Genomic DNA, 18,740 nt, shown 5'->3' with positions numbered 1-18,740 from the left:
TTCAATCGCTACCCAGTGTTAAAAACTCGTTACAAACGAGCTCAAAAAACAATTGAAATGCAAAGTAGAATTTTATGTTGGGCTAAACGAACTTGTCTAAATGAGAAATTTCTCTACTTAACTTAGCAATTTATTGTAGAGCCTCGCGTTTACACTGAAATAGTGATATGTTATCCATAGCTTTTATGTAATATTTTATTACTTTTATTTAAATAATTAAAGATACAAATGAGTACGACTGAAATATTGGAAAAAATTAGGCTTATCCCCGAAAACTACCAACAAGAAGTTGTTGATTTTATTTTAGAAAAAAAAGTAAAAAAAACGGTCATTTCATCCAAACAAAGACCTTTAGGTTTATTAAAAGGTAAGATGAAGATGAGTGACTCATTTGACGATCCTCTTGAGGATTTTAAAAATTATATGTAGTGAAAGGGTTTTTATTAGATACGCATACCTTGCTCTAGATGCAAGATAATCATCCTTCTCTGTCTAGCAACTCGATAAAGATTCTTGCGGACGCTAATCAGAGCCTTTATGTTAGTATAGTCAGTTTTTGGGAAATTACCATTAAGCAATCGCTAGGTAAACTTAATTTATCTTATAGTTTACAAGAACTCTATGAAGCCTGTGTAAAAAGCGATATCGAAATTTTACCTATCCTTATGAGCGAATTGAATATACTTAAAGATTTATCATTCATTCACAGAGACCCATTTGATCGATTAATCATTTCAACAGCCTTAAGTTATGATTTTATCTTAATCTCTAAGGATGAACATATAAAAAAATATCCTTTAGATGTAATATGGTAACTCCGTGAACACTGTTGCCTCTGCGGTTAAAAAAATCTGCGTTTAATAAACAGAGCGATATAATCGCAACCCCATGTTAGGAACTCGTTACAAACGAGCTCAAGAAGAAGTCGAAACACTTTAGCTGTCATAAACCACCCTTCGACTCCGCTCAGGGTGACATTTTCTTCTACTCCGCTCATGGTTTTTGTCACTGCGAAGAATGAAGCAGTCTTTTTTTATAACCTGCAAAGAGCTAAATCACTACTTTCGTGATAACAAAATGATACATTTAACAACACTCACCTAGGTAATCAAACTAGGAAAATCTCTGTGGACACTGCGGCCTCTGCGGTTAAAAAAAATATGCGTTTAAGAAAAAAAGCGATACAATCGCCATCTCATGGTAAGAACTCGTTGCAAACGAGCTCAAGAAGATAGTTTGTCACTGCTAGGAACGAGGCTTCTTTCTTAGAACCTTTAAGAAGAGTTAAATCACTACGTTCGTAATAACAAAATGATGAATTTAACAATACCCACCTAGGTAATCAAACCAGAAGAAATCAACAACGCCCTGTACCCTTAAATATAATTTTCATGTACAGTTTCTGCGCTACGGTCAGAAAGTTCTGGTAGCCATAGTTTTACATATTCACCTTTGGGATCGTACTCTTTAGCTTGTTTTGGGATGTTAAAATACCTGTCTTCTCGAGGGTCATTACCTACACCAGCAACATAAGCCCAATTCCCCCAATTGCTGGAAGGGGCGTAATCAATAAGCTTTTCTTCAAAATAAGCCGCCCCTAAAGTCCAGTTTACTTTTAAGTCTTTCACTAAATAAGAAGCCACATTTTGTCTACCACGATTGCTCATAAACCCTGTTAGATTAAGCTCTCTCATATTAGCATCTACAAAAGGTACTCCCGTTTTACCAGCTTTCCATCTCTCAAAAAGCTCTTCCTGGTTGGGTGCTAAATCTTGAGATTTTCCTTTTACCCCCTCTTGTATAAAATATTGTGTGCCATATTTTTTAAACATGAAACGGAAATAATCTCTCCAAATCAATTCAAAAATCAGCCAATAAGTAGAGTCGTTTGCCCCACGCTCTTTCTCATATTTTTTAACTTCCCAATAAATTTCCCTTGGCGAAACACATCCGGCAGATAGCCAAGGCGAAAGTTTAGAACTATAATCAGCACCTATTAAACCATTTCTGGTGATTTTATACTGCTTTAGAAAATCTGTCTCCCACAAATAATAATTTAACCTTTTTAAGCCCTCTGTTTCGCCGCCTATAAAATTTATAGCCCTACGTTGGTCGGGCTGAAATGCTTCAAAACCTAAATCTTGAAGTGTTGGAATTTCTGTTTGTTCTAAGTTATTAGGAACTACAATTTTTTCTGGCTTGGTAAATACTGAGCGTATTTGACCCTCTTTTTCTGCTTTTTTCCTGAATTTTGTAAATACATCGGGAATGTCTTTTATAGGGAAAGGCAAATCTTCCTTATGATATAAAGTATGACCTATAAAATGCTTTAAGTTGATTTGACTTTTCCAGAGGGCATCCTCTACCAGAGAAGAAATTTTAGTTTCCTCAGAAGCTACCTCTCTATGGTGATAAACTTCATCAACCTGATATTTTTTAACTACTTCGGGAAGTATTTCTTCTGGAATACCGGTATATACCAATAAATCTCCACCTAGTTTTTGTAACGAAAGTCTTAGATCAGTAACACTTTCTATAGTAAATTGCGCCCTAAAAACGCCTGTTTTTTGAGTTTGATAAACAGACTGTGTGTAATAACGAGTATCAAAAATATAAACTGGAACAATTTTGGCACCTTTTAAAGTAGCTTCAAGCAATATTTCATTGTCATGAATACGTAAATCATTCCTGAACCATACTAATATCGTTTTACTACTCATACCAAGGTTTATAATTAAAATGCCTGCAATTTGGTTATTATTTCATATTTCGACAACGTTCTGAGCAATATTTTACTTCCTCCCAACATTTTTCCCACTTTTTACGCCAAGAAAAAGGCCGATGACATGATGCACAAAGTTTAGAGGGTAAATAAGCTTTGCTAACAACCTTACCACTTTTGTTCTTCATGTTACTTAAACAATAAAATACTTCGGATGTTTAAAGAGGAATGAAACAAGATTTTAAACACTTAAGCCCGGCTGAAATAGATAGGATTATAGAGATGGCTTGGGAAGACCGTACGCCATTTGAGGCTATAGCTTATCAATTTAAATTATCAGAACAAGAGGTGATTAGGCTGATGAGAAGAGAGCTTAAACCATCAAGTTGGAGGCTTTGGAGAGAGCGGGCTCACCAAGTCTCTATTAAACATCAAAAGAAAAGAGCCCAAGACGTAAACCGCTTTAAATGTTCATTACAACGTCAAATTACATTAAACAAAATCTCTAAACGATAATCCATCGTACATTTGTTTAAGAATTATCTATAAAAGTTAAACAAAACAACATCCTTGATGTTACACTTACAATGAAACAGAAAATAGCCGTTTACAGAAAAGAACATTTTAATGCCGCTCACAGGCTTCATAACCCTTTATGGAGTGATGAAGAAAATAAGAAGGTTTTTGGTAAGTGTAATAACCCTAGCTTCCATGGACATAATTATGAACTTGTTGTAAAAGTTGTTGGCTATACCGATGAGCAAACAGGTTACCTGGTAGATATGAAAATTTTATCCGATATCATCCAAGAGCATGTTGTAGAAAAATTTGACCATAAGAACCTCAATTTGGATGTGGCAGAGTTTAAAGACTTAAACCCTACCGCAGAAAACATTGCCATGGTAATTTGGAATATACTAAGAGCGCATATAGATCATGCGCTAGATCTTTATGTTACACTTTTTGAAACTGAAAGAAACTATGTTGAGTACCCAGCTTAAACCACTAAAAGAAGACTTATTAACTCATTTTGATGAGTTAGGCGACGAACATATTGGCACATCTTACGATACACCTTTAAGACCAGACGCATTTGATTTAGAAGATGATGTTAAGATAGACCAAATTGCTCACCATTTTAAGCATATTATGGATATTTTAGGACTTGATCTCACTGATGATAGCCTAAGAGGTACTCCGCAAAGAGTAGCTAAAATGTATGTAAAAGAAATTTTCAAAGGCTTAAATCCGGCTAATAAGCCAGATATGAAGCTTTTTGATAATAAGTACCAGTACAATCAAATGCTGGTAGAAAAAAATATCACTCTTTATAGCAATTGCGAGCATCATTTTGTTCCTATTATTGGAAAAGCGCATGTAGCCTATATCAGTAACGGTAAAGTAATTGGTTTATCAAAGTTAAACCGTATGGTACAATACTTTGCGCAAAGGCCACAAGTACAAGAACGTTTAACCATGCAAATTGCTAATGAGTTAAAGCAAGCCTTAGGTACCGAAGATGTTGCTGTTATTATTGATGCTACACACTTATGTGTTTCATCAAGAGGCATTAAGGATGTGCAAAGCTCTACTGTAACGGCAGAATATGGTGGCAAATTCTTAGATATCGATACCCGTAACGAATTTTTAAAACATATAGGATAACATGAATTATTTGGTAATTGGTGGTAGTACAGGTATAGGTTTGGCATTAGTTAAAAAGCTGCTTGCTGATGGGCATGAGGTCATTGCTGTTTCTAGGCATAAAGGAGAATTACCTCTAGAAGCAAAATTTGTAGCCTTGGATATTTTGGAAGATATTTCTGCCTTAAAGGATCATTTACCAGAAAATTTACATGGTTTAGCTTATTGTCCAGGTACTATCAATTTGAAACCTTTCCCCCGTTTAACGGCAGACGATTTTAGAAGAGATTACGAAGTAAATGTTATTGGTGCCGTTAAAGTTATTCAGCAAGTTTTACCACAATTAAAAGCAGCCAAACAAGCTAGTATTTTGTTGTTTAGTACTGTAGCTGCAAAAGCTGGTATGGGTTTTCATGCTTCTATAGCGGCAGCAAAAAGTGCTATAGAAGGTTTAACAGTTTCTCTGGCAGCAGAATTTGCAGCATCAAAAATAAGAGTAAATGCACTAGCACCTTCTTTAACAGACACGCCTTTAGCAGCTAGCTTATTAGCTACACCAGAAAGAAGAGAAGCCTCAGAAAAAAGACATCCTTTGGGTAGAGTGGGTACCGCAAAAGAACTTGCAGAAGCAGCCCATTTTCTCTTATCTGATAAAAGTTCTTGGGTAACAGGGCAAGTTATAGGTATAGATGGTGGAATGTCTACATTAAAATCTTTTTAAGATGAAGCATCTTACACTAGCGCAAATTGCTGAGCTGCCATCCAGGTACCGTACCACTTTTATGAACAGTATATCAGGCTTTAAAAGCCTACAAATGGTAGCTACAAAAAGTAAAAATACTGGAGTAACCAATATTGCATTATTTAACTCCATTTTTCATATTGGGGCAAATCCGCCTTATATCGGTATGGTGCTAAGGCCAGACGGACCAGAGCATGAAACCCTAAAAAACATCAGCGAAAGCGGATTTTATACCCTTAATAACGTTAAAGAAGAATTTTATAAAGCGGCGCACCAGACTAGTGCAAGGTATAAAGCTGGGGAGTCTGAATTTGCTGCTTGTGGTTTTAATGAAGAATTTTTAGAAGGCTTTGATGCTCCTTTTGTGAAAGAATCATCAGTTAAACTAGGCTTAAAATTAAAAGAAATCATACCAGTGACGTTAAATGGTACTCGCATAGTTATTGGCGAAGTGCAACATGTTTTGGTTGATGAGAATTTAATTTTAGCAGATGGTTATGTAAATCTTGCGGCAACAAATACGGTAACAGTTGCTGGCTTAGATGCTTACCATAGCACCCAATTGCTAGCCAGATTAAGCTATGCACAACCAGAAAAACATCCAGAAGAAATAAACGTTTAAGAAGTAATTAATCTTGAAGATGATGGAAAATAAAGTCTCAGAAAAAAAGCCAAAAGCAATGGGTACTAAAGAAAAAATTCAGAACGCTTATATAGAACACTTATTAACAGAAGGCAAGCAACCTGCATCGGTTTTTATTTTTGCGAAAAAGAATAAAATGGCCGAAGAAGAATTTTATAAGTTTTATGCCTCTTTTAGTGCTATAGAAGCTGATATCTGGAACGATTTATTTTCTAAGACGATAACAGAGATTAAAGGCCAAGATGTTTGGGAACAATATTCGGCAAGAGAAAAAGCTCTTTCTTTCTTCTACAGTTTTTTTGAGCTTTTAAAAAGCAAAAGAAGTTATGCTTTACACAGCGTAAGAAGTTTTAAAAAAGGACTTAAAACCCCAACGGCATTAAGCTCAGCCAAAGAAACTTTTACTGAGTTTAGCACCCAAATTATACAAGATGGTTTAGAAAGCGGAGAACTTTCAGAAAGAAAGTTTATTAGTGATAAATATGTGGATGCACTTTGGTTACAAGTAGCCTTCTTACTAAACTTCTGGATTAAAGATCAATCCGCAGGTTTTGAAAAAACCGATGAAGCTATAGAAAAAGGCATCAACGTAACTTTTGATTTATTCCAACGCTCTCCTATTGATAATTTATTTGAGTATGGGAAGTTTTTAGCACAGCATGCAGGTATTAAAATGGCTTTTTAACTTTATAGGAGTAAAGAGCAAGGAATAAAGATAAAGGAATAAGGACTGAAAAATAAGGATGGATTTAAGCATCTAAAATAATAGAATCACGTATCATTCCATCTATTACTCACATATAAAAATGAAAGAGCAAAACAGTATTCCATCCAGTAAAGTAGCTCGTTCTGCAAAATTTGTAGGCACAGGTATAAAAATAGGCGGTAATTATATCAAGCATTACTCTAAAAAGCTTTTCAATCCAGATTTAAGTAGAGATGAACTGAATGAAGATAATGCCAGTGACATTTATAACTCTTTAAGCCAACTTAAAGGCAGTGCTTTAAAAGTAGCACAAATGCTTAGCATGGATAAAAATATTCTGCCAAAAGCTTATGTAGACAAGTTTTCTTTATCACAATACAATGCGCCACCTTTAAGCGGACCATTGATTGTACAATCTTTTAAAAAGCATTTTGGTAAGTCTCCTGAGAAGATTTATGACACTTTCAACTTAAAATCAACTAATGCAGCATCTATTGGACAGGTGCATCAGGCTACTTTAAATGGAAAAAAATTAGCTGTAAAAATCCAATATCCAGGTGTTGGCAGCTCTATTTCATCAGATCTTAAATTGGTAAAGCCTTTTGCTTTTAGATTGTTAGGTATGAGCGAAAAGGAGTTGGATATTTACATGAAAGAAGTTGAAGAGCGTTTGATAGAAGAAACGGATTATGAATTAGAAGTAAAGCGTTCTTTAGAATTTTCTAAAGTCTGCGCTAATATTCCCAATCTGGTTTTTCCGGCGTATTATCCAGAATTGTCTGGTCCACGAATTATTACTATGGACTGGATAGAAGGTCAGCATCTGAAAGAGTTCTTACAAACCAATCCTAGTCAGGAATTAAGAAACCAAATTGGCCAGGCACTTTGGGATTTTTACAATTTTCAACAGCATGAATTAAGAGCAGTACATGCTGATCCGCATCCAGGTAATTTCTTAATTACTCCTGAAGGCAAGCTAGGTATTATAGATTTTGGATGTATCAAAGAAATCCCAGATGATTTTTACTATCCTTTTTTCTCTACTACATCAACAGAATTATTGAACAATAAAGAAGAAACCATCAAAGCTTTTAGGCTTTTAGAGATGATTTTGCCAAAAGATAATGCTCAACAAATAGAGTTCTATTATCAAACCTATAAAGAGATGATTACCCTCTTTGCAGAACCTTACATGACAGGTGAATTTGATTTCGGGCAAACCCATTTCTTTGATGATTTATATACCTTTGGCGAGAAAATAGCTAAAATGCCCGAATTTAAACAGGCTCGTGGTGTGAAGCATTTTATTTATGTAAATCGTACCAACTTTGGTTTATACAATATTTTGCATGAGCTAAAAGCAAATATCAGAACAGATACTTATAAGCCACACGTACAATTGGCTTATTAATGTTTGTGAAGGAATTTTAAAGTTTTTTTAGCTTATTTATAACCTCATTTAGTTTCCGAATGCCCTATTTTCCTAAATCTCATTGGAATTTTTGCTGCTGATTTTTCAGAAGCAAGTGCACCAAAGGATTTAAAGAATTCTTTTTCTTTAATCTTTGTATCTTTTCTTATTGATTTTGCGAGTTTTTCTAACAACTCAAGTTTACTAATTGAGCTCAAACTTTCAAAAAGTCCTGAATAAGTTTTAACTATATATTTTTCTGCATGTGTCATAGTTTGATGCTTTTAAAACAAATTTACAAAACTTATTTTTCTAACTAACCGACTGGTCTAAAAACAGTTAAGCTCAGAACGGGGAGAACTGAGCTTAAACTAACCAATTATAAACCTAAATTAAACGAAAGGGCTGTAGGGGTAGGAGTCGAACCTACACGAAGTAGTTATTTCACATTGCTGCTATTTCCCAAACCTTCGCCACCGAGACAAGGAGGTGTGTCTGCCAATTTCACCACCCTACAGTATATTTATTTTTCAATTTTTGAAGAAGATCGCCTTCTTTCTCGTGATTGAACAATACAAATGTAATAGCAAAACTTATATTTTACAAATATTTCAACAATATATTTTAATTTTTAGTAATTTTTTATTTAATATTGTCTACGATTAAAAAATAGCAAAAACATGATTGATAAAGCCCGCCAAAATTTAGAAATTGATAATCTGGATATTGAAATTTTGTCTATCCTGATGAATGATGCAACTACAGCTTATACAGAAATTGCCAAAGAACTCATCGTTTCTGGTGGTACTATACACGTAAGGATGAAGAAGATGCAGGATATGGGTATCATCAAAGGTTCAAATTTGATTGTGGATGCACAAAAAGTTGGCTATGATATTTGTGCATTTTTAGGTATTTATCTAGAAAAAGGCTCTATATATCATGATGCTGTAGAAAAATTAAAACAAGTAAAAGAAATTGTAGAGCTGCATTATTGTACGGGTGCTTATTCTATGTTTGCTAAAATTATTTGTAGAGATACAACCCATCTTCGTCATGTTTTAAACGATCAAGTACAGGCTGTACCAGGTATACAACGTACCGAAACTTTTATCTCTTTAGAGGAAAGTATTAAAAGGCAAATTACACTTAAGTAATAAAACAACAAGGCTTATAGTTTACACCTCTTTAAAGGCGTTGATGTTTACATACAATAGCATAAAAACAAAAAAAGCGTACCATATAGTACGCTTTTTAGCTATCCAACCAGCTATATTGCTTAGAAATGGAACTGAATTCCAATTCTAGGTGCAAAGAAGTTTGTTCCAATTGCAAAAGAATCGCTACCAGCACCTTTTAATTCGTTACCATTTGCATCCTCAACGCGGTAATTGTTGTAAGATATGCCGTTAAGGGCAAACTCAATACCAATTTTCTTGGTTGGGAAATAAGCAAAACCTGGAGATAATGCTACACCAATAGAAGTTGAAGTACCAGTTTTAGAACCTGCATCACCGCTAGCATCAGTAGCTTTTACAGTACCAAAAGCTAAAGGCACTTGTAACTGACCAAAGAATTTGAATTTTTCGCCTAAAGCAGTATAATATCTGCCAAAAGGACTTACCAAGAATTCTTCTCTTTGTCCGGTAGTACTAGCAGCGCCTACATTGCTGTAGTTGTAGCCTATACCTGTCCCAATAGCAATGTTTTCTGCTACAAAGTATCCAACACTAGGGAGTACGTTAAAACTTTCAGCAGCGTTAGCACCGTTAGCATCAGATTTTTCTGATTGATAGGCTACTGAACCACCAAGAATAATTTTGCCTTTTTCTGTTTGTGCTTGTGCAGAAATACCTAGTCCTGCTAATACTGCGAATGATAAAATTAATTTTTTCATGTCTTTTTATATTTATGTTTTACTTTTGTCTTTCGACTGTTAGTCAAAATTAGTCTAAAAATCTATAACGCAAAAATATTTTTAAGACCTGTACGTTTAGTCTACGGTAACTTGCTGATTCATGGGCTATATGAATCTAATCTGACTTTAGTTTTACTTATACCTGACTTTTGCAGGGGCAATAAAAGAAGCATTTTAAGATATTGATATGCTTGATGCGTAAGAAAAATGTTGTATATTTAGAATAATTATTAAAAGAAGTCTAAACAATGGTGGCAACTCCTGTAAATGATGATGGTCTTAATAAAGAAATTTTAGATGCTGCGAAGCAACTATTTTCTAAGTATGGTTTAAAAAAAACCACAATGGAGGATGTTGCCAAAGCTGTAGGAAAGGGAAAAAGTACGCTTTATTATTACTATCCGGGTAAATCAGAATTGTTTGAGGCTGTTGTAAATCATGAAATGCAAAATGCCGTAAAACACATTAGGCTGGCAGTAAATGCAGAAAGTACGGCTTTGGCTAAATTTCAGGCTTATTTAATGTCTAGATTAAAGCTTAAAGAAGAATATGACAATTTAAGCAAGGTAGTTTTTGAAGATGTTTTCGACCATTTTAGAGAAATATTCGGTTTAAAACAAGAATTCGAGCAAACGCATATCGATTTTATCAAAGAAATTATTAAAAGTGGTGTGCAGTGTGGCGAGTTCAAAAATATGAATGATGAAGAAATTACATTTTTTGCCAGCTGGACAAATGCAGCCTTTAATGGCTTAGAACTTCCTAACCAATCTTCGGCTTGTTTAACTAGCTCTTCAGAGTCTTGTTGCCGTTTAATCAATATGATTTTGGGCGGCATTACTAAGTGAATTTAGTAAACAAAAAGAGGTTGTCTCAAATCACCACTACGTGTCAGGCTGAGCGAAGTCGAAGCCTTTTCTGTGAGTATATCAGAGAACATTTCGACTCCGCTCAATGTGACGAATATGATTCTTGAGACAGCCTCTTTTTTAATTTTAAAATAACTAAAGATGAAACTGAACTCCGATAATTGGTGCAAAAGAGTTGGTGCCTATAGAGAATGTGTTTCTTTTAACTTCATTAGGTTGGCTAATATTAGAATCAGATTTTGATGATTCATAAGATATACCTGTAAATGAAAATTCTAAAGCTATTTTTTTGGTCGGGAAAAATGCGAAGCCAGGTGACAAGTTTACACCCACAGAGCGAAATTTATATTCTGATGAACTGATTTTCTCATTACTTACGCTAAATGGTACTGAGAATTGTCCAAATATTTTAAAAGCGTCAGACAGCGACCCATACTTTCTAACAAATGGAGCAACAGAAAATTGATTTGTTTTAAAATCGTTAGCCTTAGTATGTCTAAAACTTAAGCTACTTCCGATATTTAAATTATCTAAAATAAAATACCCTACTCTAGGTCCGATTCCAAACGTTGAAGATGTTGTTGAAATAGAAGTAGTAGATTTGGTAGTACTAAAATCTACAGTACCTCCAAAATTTATAATTCCTTTTTCTGTTTGAGTAAAGCCTTTTAAAGTAAATAGTGAAAAGGCTAAAAGCATTAATCCGCATGTTTTTTTCATAAATTTTCTATTAATTTCTTACTGAATTTAAGTTAAAAAGTGCTTGAGAGACTCAAAATTTTAAAATTTTAAATTAATTTCTTGTAGATTTTTGTATGTTAATTGTTATTAGAATGTTAATGCGGATATTTCATATGGCGACATTTATTTGTCCTTTAAAATTAGCTTTATATTAAGATTGCTTCACAAATTCTCTTAAATTTGTTTTTATCGCATGATAAAAAAAGAATCCATTGACCGTGTTTTAGAAACAGCCCGTGTAGAGGAAGTTGTAGGAGATTTTGTGTACCTCAAAAAAAGAGGCACAAGTATGATAGGGCTTTGTCCTTTCCATGGTGAAAAAACGCCTTCTTTTCATGTTTCTCCGGCAAAAGGTATTTATAAATGTTTTGGCTGTGGCGAGGGAGGAGATTCTCTCCAATTCATCATGAGCCACGAGAAATACTCGTATCCAGAAGCCATAAAATACCTTGCTCGAAAGTATAATATAGAAATTGAAGAAACCGAGGTAACACCAGAATACCAAGCCGAAGTTGATAGAAAAGAAAGCCTTTACGTTATATCAACTTTTGCAGCTCAGTTTTTTGCACACAACCTGTGGCATACCGATGAAGGCAAATCCATCGGCTTAAGCTATTTTAAAGAGCGTGGTTTTAGAGAAGAAACACTCAAAAAATTCGAGATTGGCTATTCTCCTGAAGAATGGTCGGCCTTAAATGATAAAGCCCTTTCTGAAGGCTATAAGCAAGAATTTCTAGAAGAAACCGGCTTAGTTATTAAAAATGATAAAGGCCGTATTTACGATAGATTTAGAGCTCGTGTCATTTTTCCTATCCATAACTTTACGGGTAGGATAATAGGTTTTGGCGGCAGAACCTTAAAAACAGACAAGAGCGTTCCTAAATATGTAAACTCGCCAGAGAGCGATATCTACCATAAATCTAATGTGCTTTATGGGCTTTTTCAAGCTAAAAAAGCTATCCGAGATATGGATAACTGCTTCTTGGTAGAAGGTTATGCCGATGTGATGGCGGTTCATCAAGCGGGGGTAGAAAACGTAGTTGCTTCATCAGGAACTTCCCTAACTACCGAGCAGATTAGACTTATCAGCAGGTTTACCAATAGCGTTTGTATTCTTTACGATGGAGATGCGGCAGGTATCAAAGCCTCATTAAGAGGTTTGGATATGATTTTGGAGGAAGGTTTGGATGTAAAAGTTGTACTTTTTCCTGATGGTCATGACCCAGATTCCTATATTCAAGCTCACGGTGCTTCGGCTTTTAAAACCCATGTAGAGAAAAACAGAAAGGACTTTATTTTCTACAAAACCGAGATTCTTTTACAGGATGCTGCAAATGACCCCATCAAAAAAGCAGGTGTTATTAGAGATGTAGTTGAAAGTATTGCTAAAATTCCTGATGCCATAAAGGCTTCTGTTTTTTTAAGAGAGTGTAGCAGCCTCTTAAACATGGAGGAGCGTATTTTAATTGCCGAGCTGAACAAAATACGTTTAGCAAAAGCTAAGAAAGATAAAAATAACCCTCAAAACCAGCCTCCACCAGAGTTTTCTGAGCCAGAGGATGGTCCGCCAGCAGATTTATTTGAAGATAAACCTACCCAAACAGATGAGTATCAGGAAAAAGAAATCCTGAGGGTACTGCTTACCTATGGGCATCAATTGGTGAATTGGGATGATATGACTGATACCTACATTGGCCCTTATATCATCACCAATTTAAGTGATGTAAGTTTCTTAAATCCAGTTTATACCCGCATTATTTCTTATTATCATGATGAGTTAGAGAAAGGTAAACTTCCAACAGAAAAGGATTTTATCCAGCATCCTGATAAAGAAATATCAAAGACAGCTATTTCTATCATTTCCTCACCTTATCAATTAAGTGAGAATTGGTACACTATGCACAACATCAATGTAAATGATGAAACACAAAACTTAAAATCTACCGTTATGGGAGCTATTTTTCATCTGAAAAAAAAGAAAATTGGTGCCATGCTTATTGCTAAGCAAAAAGAATTGCAACAAGAGATTAATGAAGACAATCAGATGATTTTGATGAAGGAATATAAGGATTTAAAAGAAGTAGAAAGGTATATCTCTCATTATCTGGGTTCTGTAATTATAAAATAGTGGCACAACACAATACTTTAGGGAAAAATGGCGAACAAATAGCCAAAGATTTTCTAGAACAGCAAGGCTTTGAAATATTAGATGAAAATTGGTGTTTTGGCAAAGCCGAGGTTGATATCATCGCTTTTAAGCATAAAATCATCATTTTTATAGAAGTTAAAACGCGTAGTGGAAATGCTTTTGGCGAGCCAGAGGATTTTGTAGATGTAAAAAAGCAGCGACTTTTAACAGATGCTGCAGAAGAATACGTTTATTTGATGAATCACAAAGGAGAAATTAGGTTTGATATTATCTCCATTTTATTTGATAAAAACTTAGAAAAATACACTTTAAAACATATTGAAGATGCTTTTTGGAATTATGAATAAATATTTGGTTACTGTCTTTAGTTTCCTGATGTTGATTTTATCTTGTAATCAAGGGAAAAAATCTGGTCAGGAAGAAATAGCTTTATTGTTTCCAGAAAGTGGCAGTTTAATTAAAGCAGGTGAGCCTCTTAAATTGAGTTTGATGTTAAGCAATAAGCTTCCAGACTCTGTACAATATTTTATTGATGATAAATTGGTAGCCTCAGCAAAAGATACAGCAACCCAAATGATAGCTACCAAAGATATGCCTTTAGGTATCAGGCTCATCAATGCTAAATTATATACTGGTGCTGATGTTCAAGAGCTGAGTACCAATGTAGTTTTGGTATCCTCAAAAATTCCTGATCAGTATGGTTTTAAAATCATCAATACCTATCAACACGATATTTCTTCTTACACCCAAGGTTTAGAATATCATGATGGTTTCTTTTACGAAAGTGATGGCGAGTATGGCGCTTCTAGTCTCAGAAAAACCACCGTTGAAGGTAAAGTGCTACAAAAACAAGACATTGCTCAACAATACTTTGCTGAAGGGATGACAGTAATTGGTGATAAAATTATTCAGCTTACTTATAAAGAGCGTGTGATTTTAGAATACGATAAAAACAGCTTTAATTTATTAAGAACTTTACCTTACAACCACGCTGCTGAAGGTTGGGGCTTAGCGTATGATGGTGCCACCATTTACAATACCGATGGCACTAATAAAATTTATAAGCTCAACAAAGAAACTTACCAACCAGAAGGTTATATAGAAGTATATGATGATAAAGGCCCAGTAACGCAATTGAACGAATTAGAATGGATAGATGGTAAACTATTTGCCAATATTTATACTTCAGATTTAATTGCCATCATCAATCCGCAAACGGGAGAGGTAGAAGCTTATATCAATTTGATAGGTTTAAATAAAGACCAAGTAGAAGATCAAGACCAGGATGTTTTAAACGGCATTGCTTGGGATGCAAAAGGTAAAAGGTTATTTGTAACCGGGAAGAAATGGCCTAAATTATATCAGATAGAAATGGTAAAGAGATAATTACAAACCGCTTTACCCAACATATTGTTGAACCATAAAATTTTAAATGATGTATGAAACTTTAAAATCTGTTTTAACTCAAGAATTACAGGATATAAAAGACGCTGGTTTATATAAAAACGAACGTGTTATAGTTACCCCACAATCGGCAGATATTGCTGTTACCGGCGGCCAAGAAGTAATTAATTTTTGCGCTAATAACTATTTAGGTTTATCTAACCATCCGGAGGTTTTAGAGGCGGCAAAAAAAGCTATTGATAGTCATGGTTTTGGTTTATCATCTGTACGTTTTATTTGCGGTACACAAGACATCCATAAAGAGTTGGAGCAAAAAATATCCGAGTTTTTAGGTACAGAAGATACTATTTTGTATGCTGCCGCTTTTGATGCTAACGGAGGTGTTTTTGAACCTTTGTTTGATGAAAGAGATGCTATTATTTCTGATGAATTAAACCATGCTTCTATTATTGATGGTATTAGGTTATGTAAAGCGCAACGCCATCGCTACAAGCATGATGATATGGCCGATTTAGAAGCTCAGCTACAAGCTACGCAACATTTAAGACATCGTATTATTGTTACTGATGGTGTTTTCTCTATGGATGGAACCATCGCCCAGTTAGATAAAATTTGTGATTTAGCTGATCAATACAAGGCTTTAGTGATGATAGATGAATGTCATAGCTCTGGTTTTATGGGTAAAACCGGAAGAGGTACTCATGAGCATCATGGTGTTATGGGTAGGGTAGATATCATAACAGGTACTTTAGGAAAAGCTTTAGGTGGCGCTTCTGGCGGATTTACCTCTGGTCCTAAAGAAGTTATAGCATTGCTAAGACAAAGATCAAGACCATATTTATTCTCTAATACCTTAGCTCCCGCTATTGTAGGGGCTTCTATCGCAGTATTAGATATGTTAAAAGAAAGTACCACTTTAAAAGATAAATTGGCAGAAAATACCGCTTATTTTAGAGCAGAAATGACCAAAGCAGGTTTCGATATTAAGCAAGGTACACACCCCATTGTTCCGGTGATGTTGTATGATGCGCCTTTGGCTCAGCAATTTGCTTCCAGAATGTTAGAAGAAGGTATTTATGTTATTGGTTTTTATTACCCTGTAGTAGCAAAAGGTAAGGCAAGAATAAGAGTGCAAATGTCTGCTGCACATGACCGCTCTCACTTAGATAAATGTATTGCAGCTTTCAAAAAAGTAGGGAAAGAATTGGGTGTGATTGAGTAGTTAGGTGTTGACTTTCCATGTGTGATGTTTTAATAGTTAACTGTAAATGAGTTCTCTAGATAGTACGGTAATCGAGCCTGAGCATTAACAACCGTTTACGCTTAATTCCGCCTTGGCGGTTGCGGTATCTACAGAATTAGCCTTAGCAGAATCTTTAGAAGCAAGCGGCGTAGCGGAGAGTTTTTGGGCACTTTTTGCGGAAAAAAGTGCCTTGACATGGCCGGTCAAGAGGCCGGAAAAGCCTGAGGGTGAATGCCTACCTTTTAAATATTTATAATCAAATCAATTACAGCGGAGTCTAAGAATAATAGGAATTCGACTCCGCTCATTCTGATAAAAAGTTTTAACCTATAATTTTTAATCTCCTACTTTAAACTTATAAACCTTCACATAATTCGTTGGCGACATTCCCGTTACTTTCTTAAATACCCTATTAAAAGTAATGGTGCTATTAAAACCTGTTGCATAAGCTATGGCCGATATAGATTCAGAATCGCCATGTAAAATTCTTCTGCAAGCTTCGTTAATTCTTATCTCGTTTAAAAAATTGAGGTAGGTTTTTCGGGTATGTTTCTTAAAATATTTACAGAAAGCATAAGTACTTAAATGTACCACATTGGCAATTTTTTTAAGGGTGATATCTTCTGCGTAGTTTTCTAAAGTATATTGATAAATATCGTTCATACGCATCCCTTCAGATTCTGAAAAAGATTTCTTAGAAAATCCGGTAGATAAAGAACGCCAATCTTTTACCTCTTTAGAAAAATAATCAAGCAGTTGTAAGAAACTGATGAGCCTATTAAAACCACTTGCTTTACTAATTTTAATAATCTCCTTAGCTGTCTTTTGGTAATAATTTGAAGGCAATTGCAAACTACTATCCGTAAGTTTTAAAAATTGATGAATGGCTGCAAACTCGGGCATAGCATTTAAAGGAGCTAGCAATTGCTGGGCATCAAAAAAGATATGGATAGCGTGAATATTATTCTTGTTTGGCAGTTTTAGATATTTAGCATCTCCTTTTAATAAATGCGGCTGGTTGGCTCCTAAGATATAAACATCACCAGCTTTAAAAGGTTGCGTAAAGTTTCCGGCAATTAAAGTGCCTTCTCCTTTTAAGATTAAGCTTATTTGAACCTCTTTATGCCTATGTAGGTAATGATAAAAATTTGGTAATATATCCTCTTGGATAACAACAGAGTCGCTTTTGTCTACAGGAACTGTAAATTGAATAACCTTCATCTAAAATTGCTAAAATACAATTTAAAATTAGGTAAAATTAGCAATATCTGATAGTTTAAGACTTTCTTCTTTTAATTTCTTGCTCAATCAGTTGTAGCTCTCTACTAGTTTGTCCTGCTACAGAGGTGTTTTCTTCTGCTCTTCTCATCAAATAAGGAACAACATCATCTATAGGGCCATAAGGTAAATATTTACTGGTTGCATATCCGGCTTTAGCCAAATTAAAAGTAATATGGTCACTCATGCCATACAACTGAGAAAAATGAATATGCGGATGTTGCTGAGCGAAACCATATTGTGCTAAAAGTTCCGTAGCGTAGCTATTGCTCTCTTCATTATGACTGGCTATGATCAGATGTATTTTCTCTAAATTGGCAATTGCATAAGCTAAACCTTTATTAAAAGCGTCGTCTGTGACTTGTTTTGTAGCGTGGATAGGAGAAGTATAGTCATATTCTTGAGCTCTCAAACGCTCTTTTTCCATATAAGCACCTCTTACCATTTTAATACCTACAATAAATTGGTGTTCTTGTGCTAAGCGTATACTTTCTTGTAATAAATCAAAGGCTGCAGTACGATAAAATTGTATGGTATTAAAAATAACAGCGTTTTGTTGGTTATAAAGTTTAGCAAAATGGAAAGTTAAGGCATCAATTGTATCTTGAATCCAAGTTTCCTCGGCATCTACTAAAACGCCAATATGTTCTTGTTTAGCCGCTTCTACAATCGCTGTAATTTTATTTAGAAGTAACTCAAGTTCTTGTTGTTCTGCCGGAGTTAAAGCCTTCGGGTTAGGAAGTGTAAATGGATGCTGTTTAATGATGATGTTTAGCTTCTCTAAAAAGCTAAAACGAGCTAAGCCCGTTACTTTAATACTGATAAAAGGAGCAGAAGATTGTTTCCCTGCGTATTGGATGAGCGAAATAAACTCGTTACAAGTTTTAGTGAAGCTTTCTTCATTTTCTTTCCCTTCGGCACCATAATCCAATATAACTTTAACTTGATATTGATTGAGCGTGGTTAGTACTTTTTTGGTTTCTTCTAAACTCTCGCCACCAATAAATATTTTAAAAATGGTATGACGTAAAAGACCTTTTATAGGTAGTTTCCACTTTAGTGCCAAGGGGGTTAATTTGGTCCCAATTTTTACCAGCCATTGGAATTTCATTAAAGAAAAAATAAAATGTGCTTGTGCCAATTCTTTATCTGTTTTATGCGAAAAGGCAATGGCTGTATCGTTAAAAGAAACCCTCTTATTCATCATCATTTGATTATAATATCAAAAATAATAAGCAAACATTTATTTGCCTTGTTTTGGCAATTTTAG

Annotated in this window: 22 protein-coding genes and 1 tRNA gene; 15 read left to right on the top strand and 8 right to left on the bottom strand. The window is 34.8% G+C overall.

All coding sequences use genetic code 11. The features are described from left to right. Nucleotides 1-228 precede the first annotated feature (228 nt). Both B2745_RS03915 and B2745_RS03910 read left to right on the top strand, forming a co-directional pair. Nucleotides 229-429: a type II toxin-antitoxin system VapB family antitoxin gene (locus B2745_RS03915; protein WP_304063941.1), complete on the top strand. Its 201-nt coding sequence runs from the start codon at nt 229-231 to the stop codon at nt 427-429. Between the two features lie 38 nt (nt 430-467). After that, on the top strand, nt 468-815 hold the full coding sequence (locus B2745_RS03910; RefSeq protein ID WP_304063938.1) for a type II toxin-antitoxin system VapC family toxin: 348 nt from the start codon (nt 468-470) through the stop codon (nt 813-815). Between the two features lie 561 nt (nt 816-1,376). Here the strand turns inward: B2745_RS03910 and B2745_RS03905 are convergent. Together B2745_RS03905 and B2745_RS03900 are read right to left on the bottom strand one after the other, a co-directional pair. Beyond that, entirely contained in the window at nt 1,377-2,720 is a 1,344-nt protein-coding gene (locus tag B2745_RS03905) for a DASH family cryptochrome (RefSeq protein ID WP_304063935.1), read from the bottom strand. A 37-nt stretch (nt 2,721-2,757) separates the two neighbouring features. After that, nucleotides 2,758-2,910, bottom strand: a complete 153-nt coding sequence (locus B2745_RS03900) for a DUF2256 domain-containing protein (protein ID WP_081659247.1) — start codon at nt 2,908-2,910, stop codon at nt 2,758-2,760. Nucleotides 2,911-2,950: 40 nt separating this feature from the next. Here B2745_RS03900 and B2745_RS03895 point away from each other — a divergent pair, with 40 nt between their 5' ends. From B2745_RS03895 to B2745_RS03865, 7 genes are all read left to right on the top strand, one after another. Beyond that, the gene (locus B2745_RS03895; protein ID WP_026904090.1) at nt 2,951-3,238 is read left to right on the top strand and encodes a TIGR03643 family protein; all 288 of its coding nucleotides are present in this window, start codon (nt 2,951-2,953) and stop codon (nt 3,236-3,238) included. Nucleotides 3,239-3,309: 71 nt separating this feature from the next. After that, entirely contained in the window at nt 3,310-3,723 is a 414-nt protein-coding gene (locus B2745_RS03890; RefSeq protein ID WP_304063931.1) for a 6-pyruvoyl trahydropterin synthase family protein, read from the top strand. Continuing rightward, complete coding sequence (gene folE, locus B2745_RS03885) at nt 3,686-4,387, top strand: GTP cyclohydrolase I FolE (protein WP_304063928.1); 702 nt, start codon at nt 3,686-3,688, stop codon at nt 4,385-4,387. The genes B2745_RS03890 and folE overlap by 38 nt, the downstream gene beginning before the upstream one ends. Nucleotide 4,388: 1 nt before the next feature. After that, nucleotides 4,389-5,087, top strand: coding sequence for an SDR family NAD(P)-dependent oxidoreductase (locus tag B2745_RS03880; protein WP_304063925.1), 699 nt, complete (start codon nt 4,389-4,391; stop codon nt 5,085-5,087). Between the two features lies 1 nt (nt 5,088). Then, nucleotides 5,089-5,730, top strand: a complete 642-nt coding sequence (locus tag B2745_RS03875) for a flavin reductase family protein (RefSeq protein ID WP_304063922.1) — start codon at nt 5,089-5,091, stop codon at nt 5,728-5,730. Nucleotides 5,731-5,752: 22 nt separating this feature from the next. Continuing rightward, nucleotides 5,753-6,436, top strand: coding sequence for a TetR family transcriptional regulator C-terminal domain-containing protein (locus tag B2745_RS03870; RefSeq protein WP_304063920.1), 684 nt, complete (start codon nt 5,753-5,755; stop codon nt 6,434-6,436). A gap of 121 nt (nt 6,437-6,557) precedes the next feature. Further along, the gene (locus B2745_RS03865; RefSeq protein WP_304063917.1) at nt 6,558-7,868 is read left to right on the top strand and encodes an ABC1 kinase family protein; all 1,311 of its coding nucleotides are present in this window, start codon (nt 6,558-6,560) and stop codon (nt 7,866-7,868) included. Between the two features lie 44 nt (nt 7,869-7,912). Here B2745_RS03865 and B2745_RS03860 read toward each other — a convergent pair whose 3' ends face one another. Next, nucleotides 7,913-8,140 carry a hypothetical protein gene (locus tag B2745_RS03860; protein ID WP_304063915.1) on the bottom strand — a complete coding sequence of 76 codons (228 nt, stop codon included), beginning with the start codon at nt 8,138-8,140 and terminating at the stop codon, nt 7,913-7,915. Between the two features lie 133 nt (nt 8,141-8,273). Further along, nucleotides 8,274-8,385, bottom strand: a tRNA-Asp gene (locus B2745_RS03855). A gap of 163 nt (nt 8,386-8,548) precedes the next feature. Here B2745_RS03855 and B2745_RS03850 point away from each other — a divergent pair. Continuing rightward, nucleotides 8,549-9,025, top strand: a complete 477-nt coding sequence (locus tag B2745_RS03850; RefSeq protein WP_026904098.1) for an Lrp/AsnC ligand binding domain-containing protein — start codon at nt 8,549-8,551, stop codon at nt 9,023-9,025. 122 nt (nt 9,026-9,147) lie between these two features. On the opposite strand, the gene B2745_RS03845 is transcribed toward B2745_RS03850, so the two are convergent. Beyond that, nucleotides 9,148-9,765 (bottom strand): outer membrane beta-barrel protein, encoded by a 618-nt coding sequence (locus B2745_RS03845; RefSeq protein WP_304063912.1) that lies wholly within the window; start codon nt 9,763-9,765, stop codon nt 9,148-9,150. Nucleotides 9,766-10,034: 269 nt separating this feature from the next. Here B2745_RS03845 and B2745_RS03840 point away from each other — a divergent pair, with 269 nt between their 5' ends. Next, the gene (locus B2745_RS03840; protein ID WP_304063909.1) at nt 10,035-10,634 is read left to right on the top strand and encodes a TetR/AcrR family transcriptional regulator; all 600 of its coding nucleotides are present in this window, start codon (nt 10,035-10,037) and stop codon (nt 10,632-10,634) included. A 156-nt stretch (nt 10,635-10,790) separates the two neighbouring features. Here B2745_RS03840 and B2745_RS03835 read toward each other — a convergent pair whose 3' ends face one another. Continuing rightward, on the bottom strand, nt 10,791-11,375 hold the full coding sequence (locus B2745_RS03835) for an outer membrane beta-barrel protein (RefSeq protein WP_304063906.1): 585 nt from the start codon (nt 11,373-11,375) through the stop codon (nt 10,791-10,793). A gap of 214 nt (nt 11,376-11,589) precedes the next feature. On the opposite strand from B2745_RS03835, the gene dnaG reads away from it, so the two are divergent. Genes dnaG through kbl form a run of 4 tightly spaced genes read left to right on the top strand, consistent with a single transcriptional unit; the run spans nt 11,590 to nt 16,171 of the window. Next, nucleotides 11,590-13,524, top strand: a complete 1,935-nt coding sequence (gene dnaG / locus B2745_RS03830; protein ID WP_304063904.1) for a DNA primase — start codon at nt 11,590-11,592, stop codon at nt 13,522-13,524. Next, nucleotides 13,524-13,892 (top strand): YraN family protein, encoded by a 369-nt coding sequence (locus tag B2745_RS03825; protein WP_304063901.1) that lies wholly within the window; start codon nt 13,524-13,526, stop codon nt 13,890-13,892. The genes dnaG and B2745_RS03825 overlap by 1 nt, the downstream gene beginning before the upstream one ends. Then, entirely contained in the window at nt 13,870-14,931 is a 1,062-nt protein-coding gene (locus B2745_RS03820) for a glutaminyl-peptide cyclotransferase (protein ID WP_304063898.1), read from the top strand. The genes B2745_RS03825 and B2745_RS03820 overlap by 23 nt, the downstream gene beginning before the upstream one ends. Nucleotides 14,932-14,980: 49 nt before the next feature. Further along, nucleotides 14,981-16,171, top strand: coding sequence for a glycine C-acetyltransferase (kbl, locus tag B2745_RS03815; protein ID WP_304064195.1), 1,191 nt, complete (start codon nt 14,981-14,983; stop codon nt 16,169-16,171). A 357-nt stretch (nt 16,172-16,528) separates the two neighbouring features. On the opposite strand, the gene B2745_RS03810 is transcribed toward kbl, so the two are convergent. Together B2745_RS03810 and B2745_RS03805 are read right to left on the bottom strand one after the other, a co-directional pair. After that, nucleotides 16,529-17,413 (bottom strand): AraC family transcriptional regulator, encoded by an 885-nt coding sequence (locus B2745_RS03810; protein WP_304063895.1) that lies wholly within the window; start codon nt 17,411-17,413, stop codon nt 16,529-16,531. A 55-nt stretch (nt 17,414-17,468) separates the two neighbouring features. Then, nucleotides 17,469-18,680, bottom strand: coding sequence for a proline dehydrogenase family protein (locus tag B2745_RS03805; RefSeq protein WP_304063892.1), 1,212 nt, complete (start codon nt 18,678-18,680; stop codon nt 17,469-17,471). Nucleotides 18,681-18,740 lie beyond the last annotated feature (60 nt).

This window comes from Pedobacter glucosidilyticus (genome assembly GCF_002483235.1).
GTDB classification, from domain to species: Bacteria; Bacteroidota; Bacteroidia; order Sphingobacteriales; family Sphingobacteriaceae; genus Pseudopedobacter; species Pseudopedobacter glucosidilyticum_B.
This window is presented reverse-complemented; position numbering and strand designations above follow the sequence as displayed.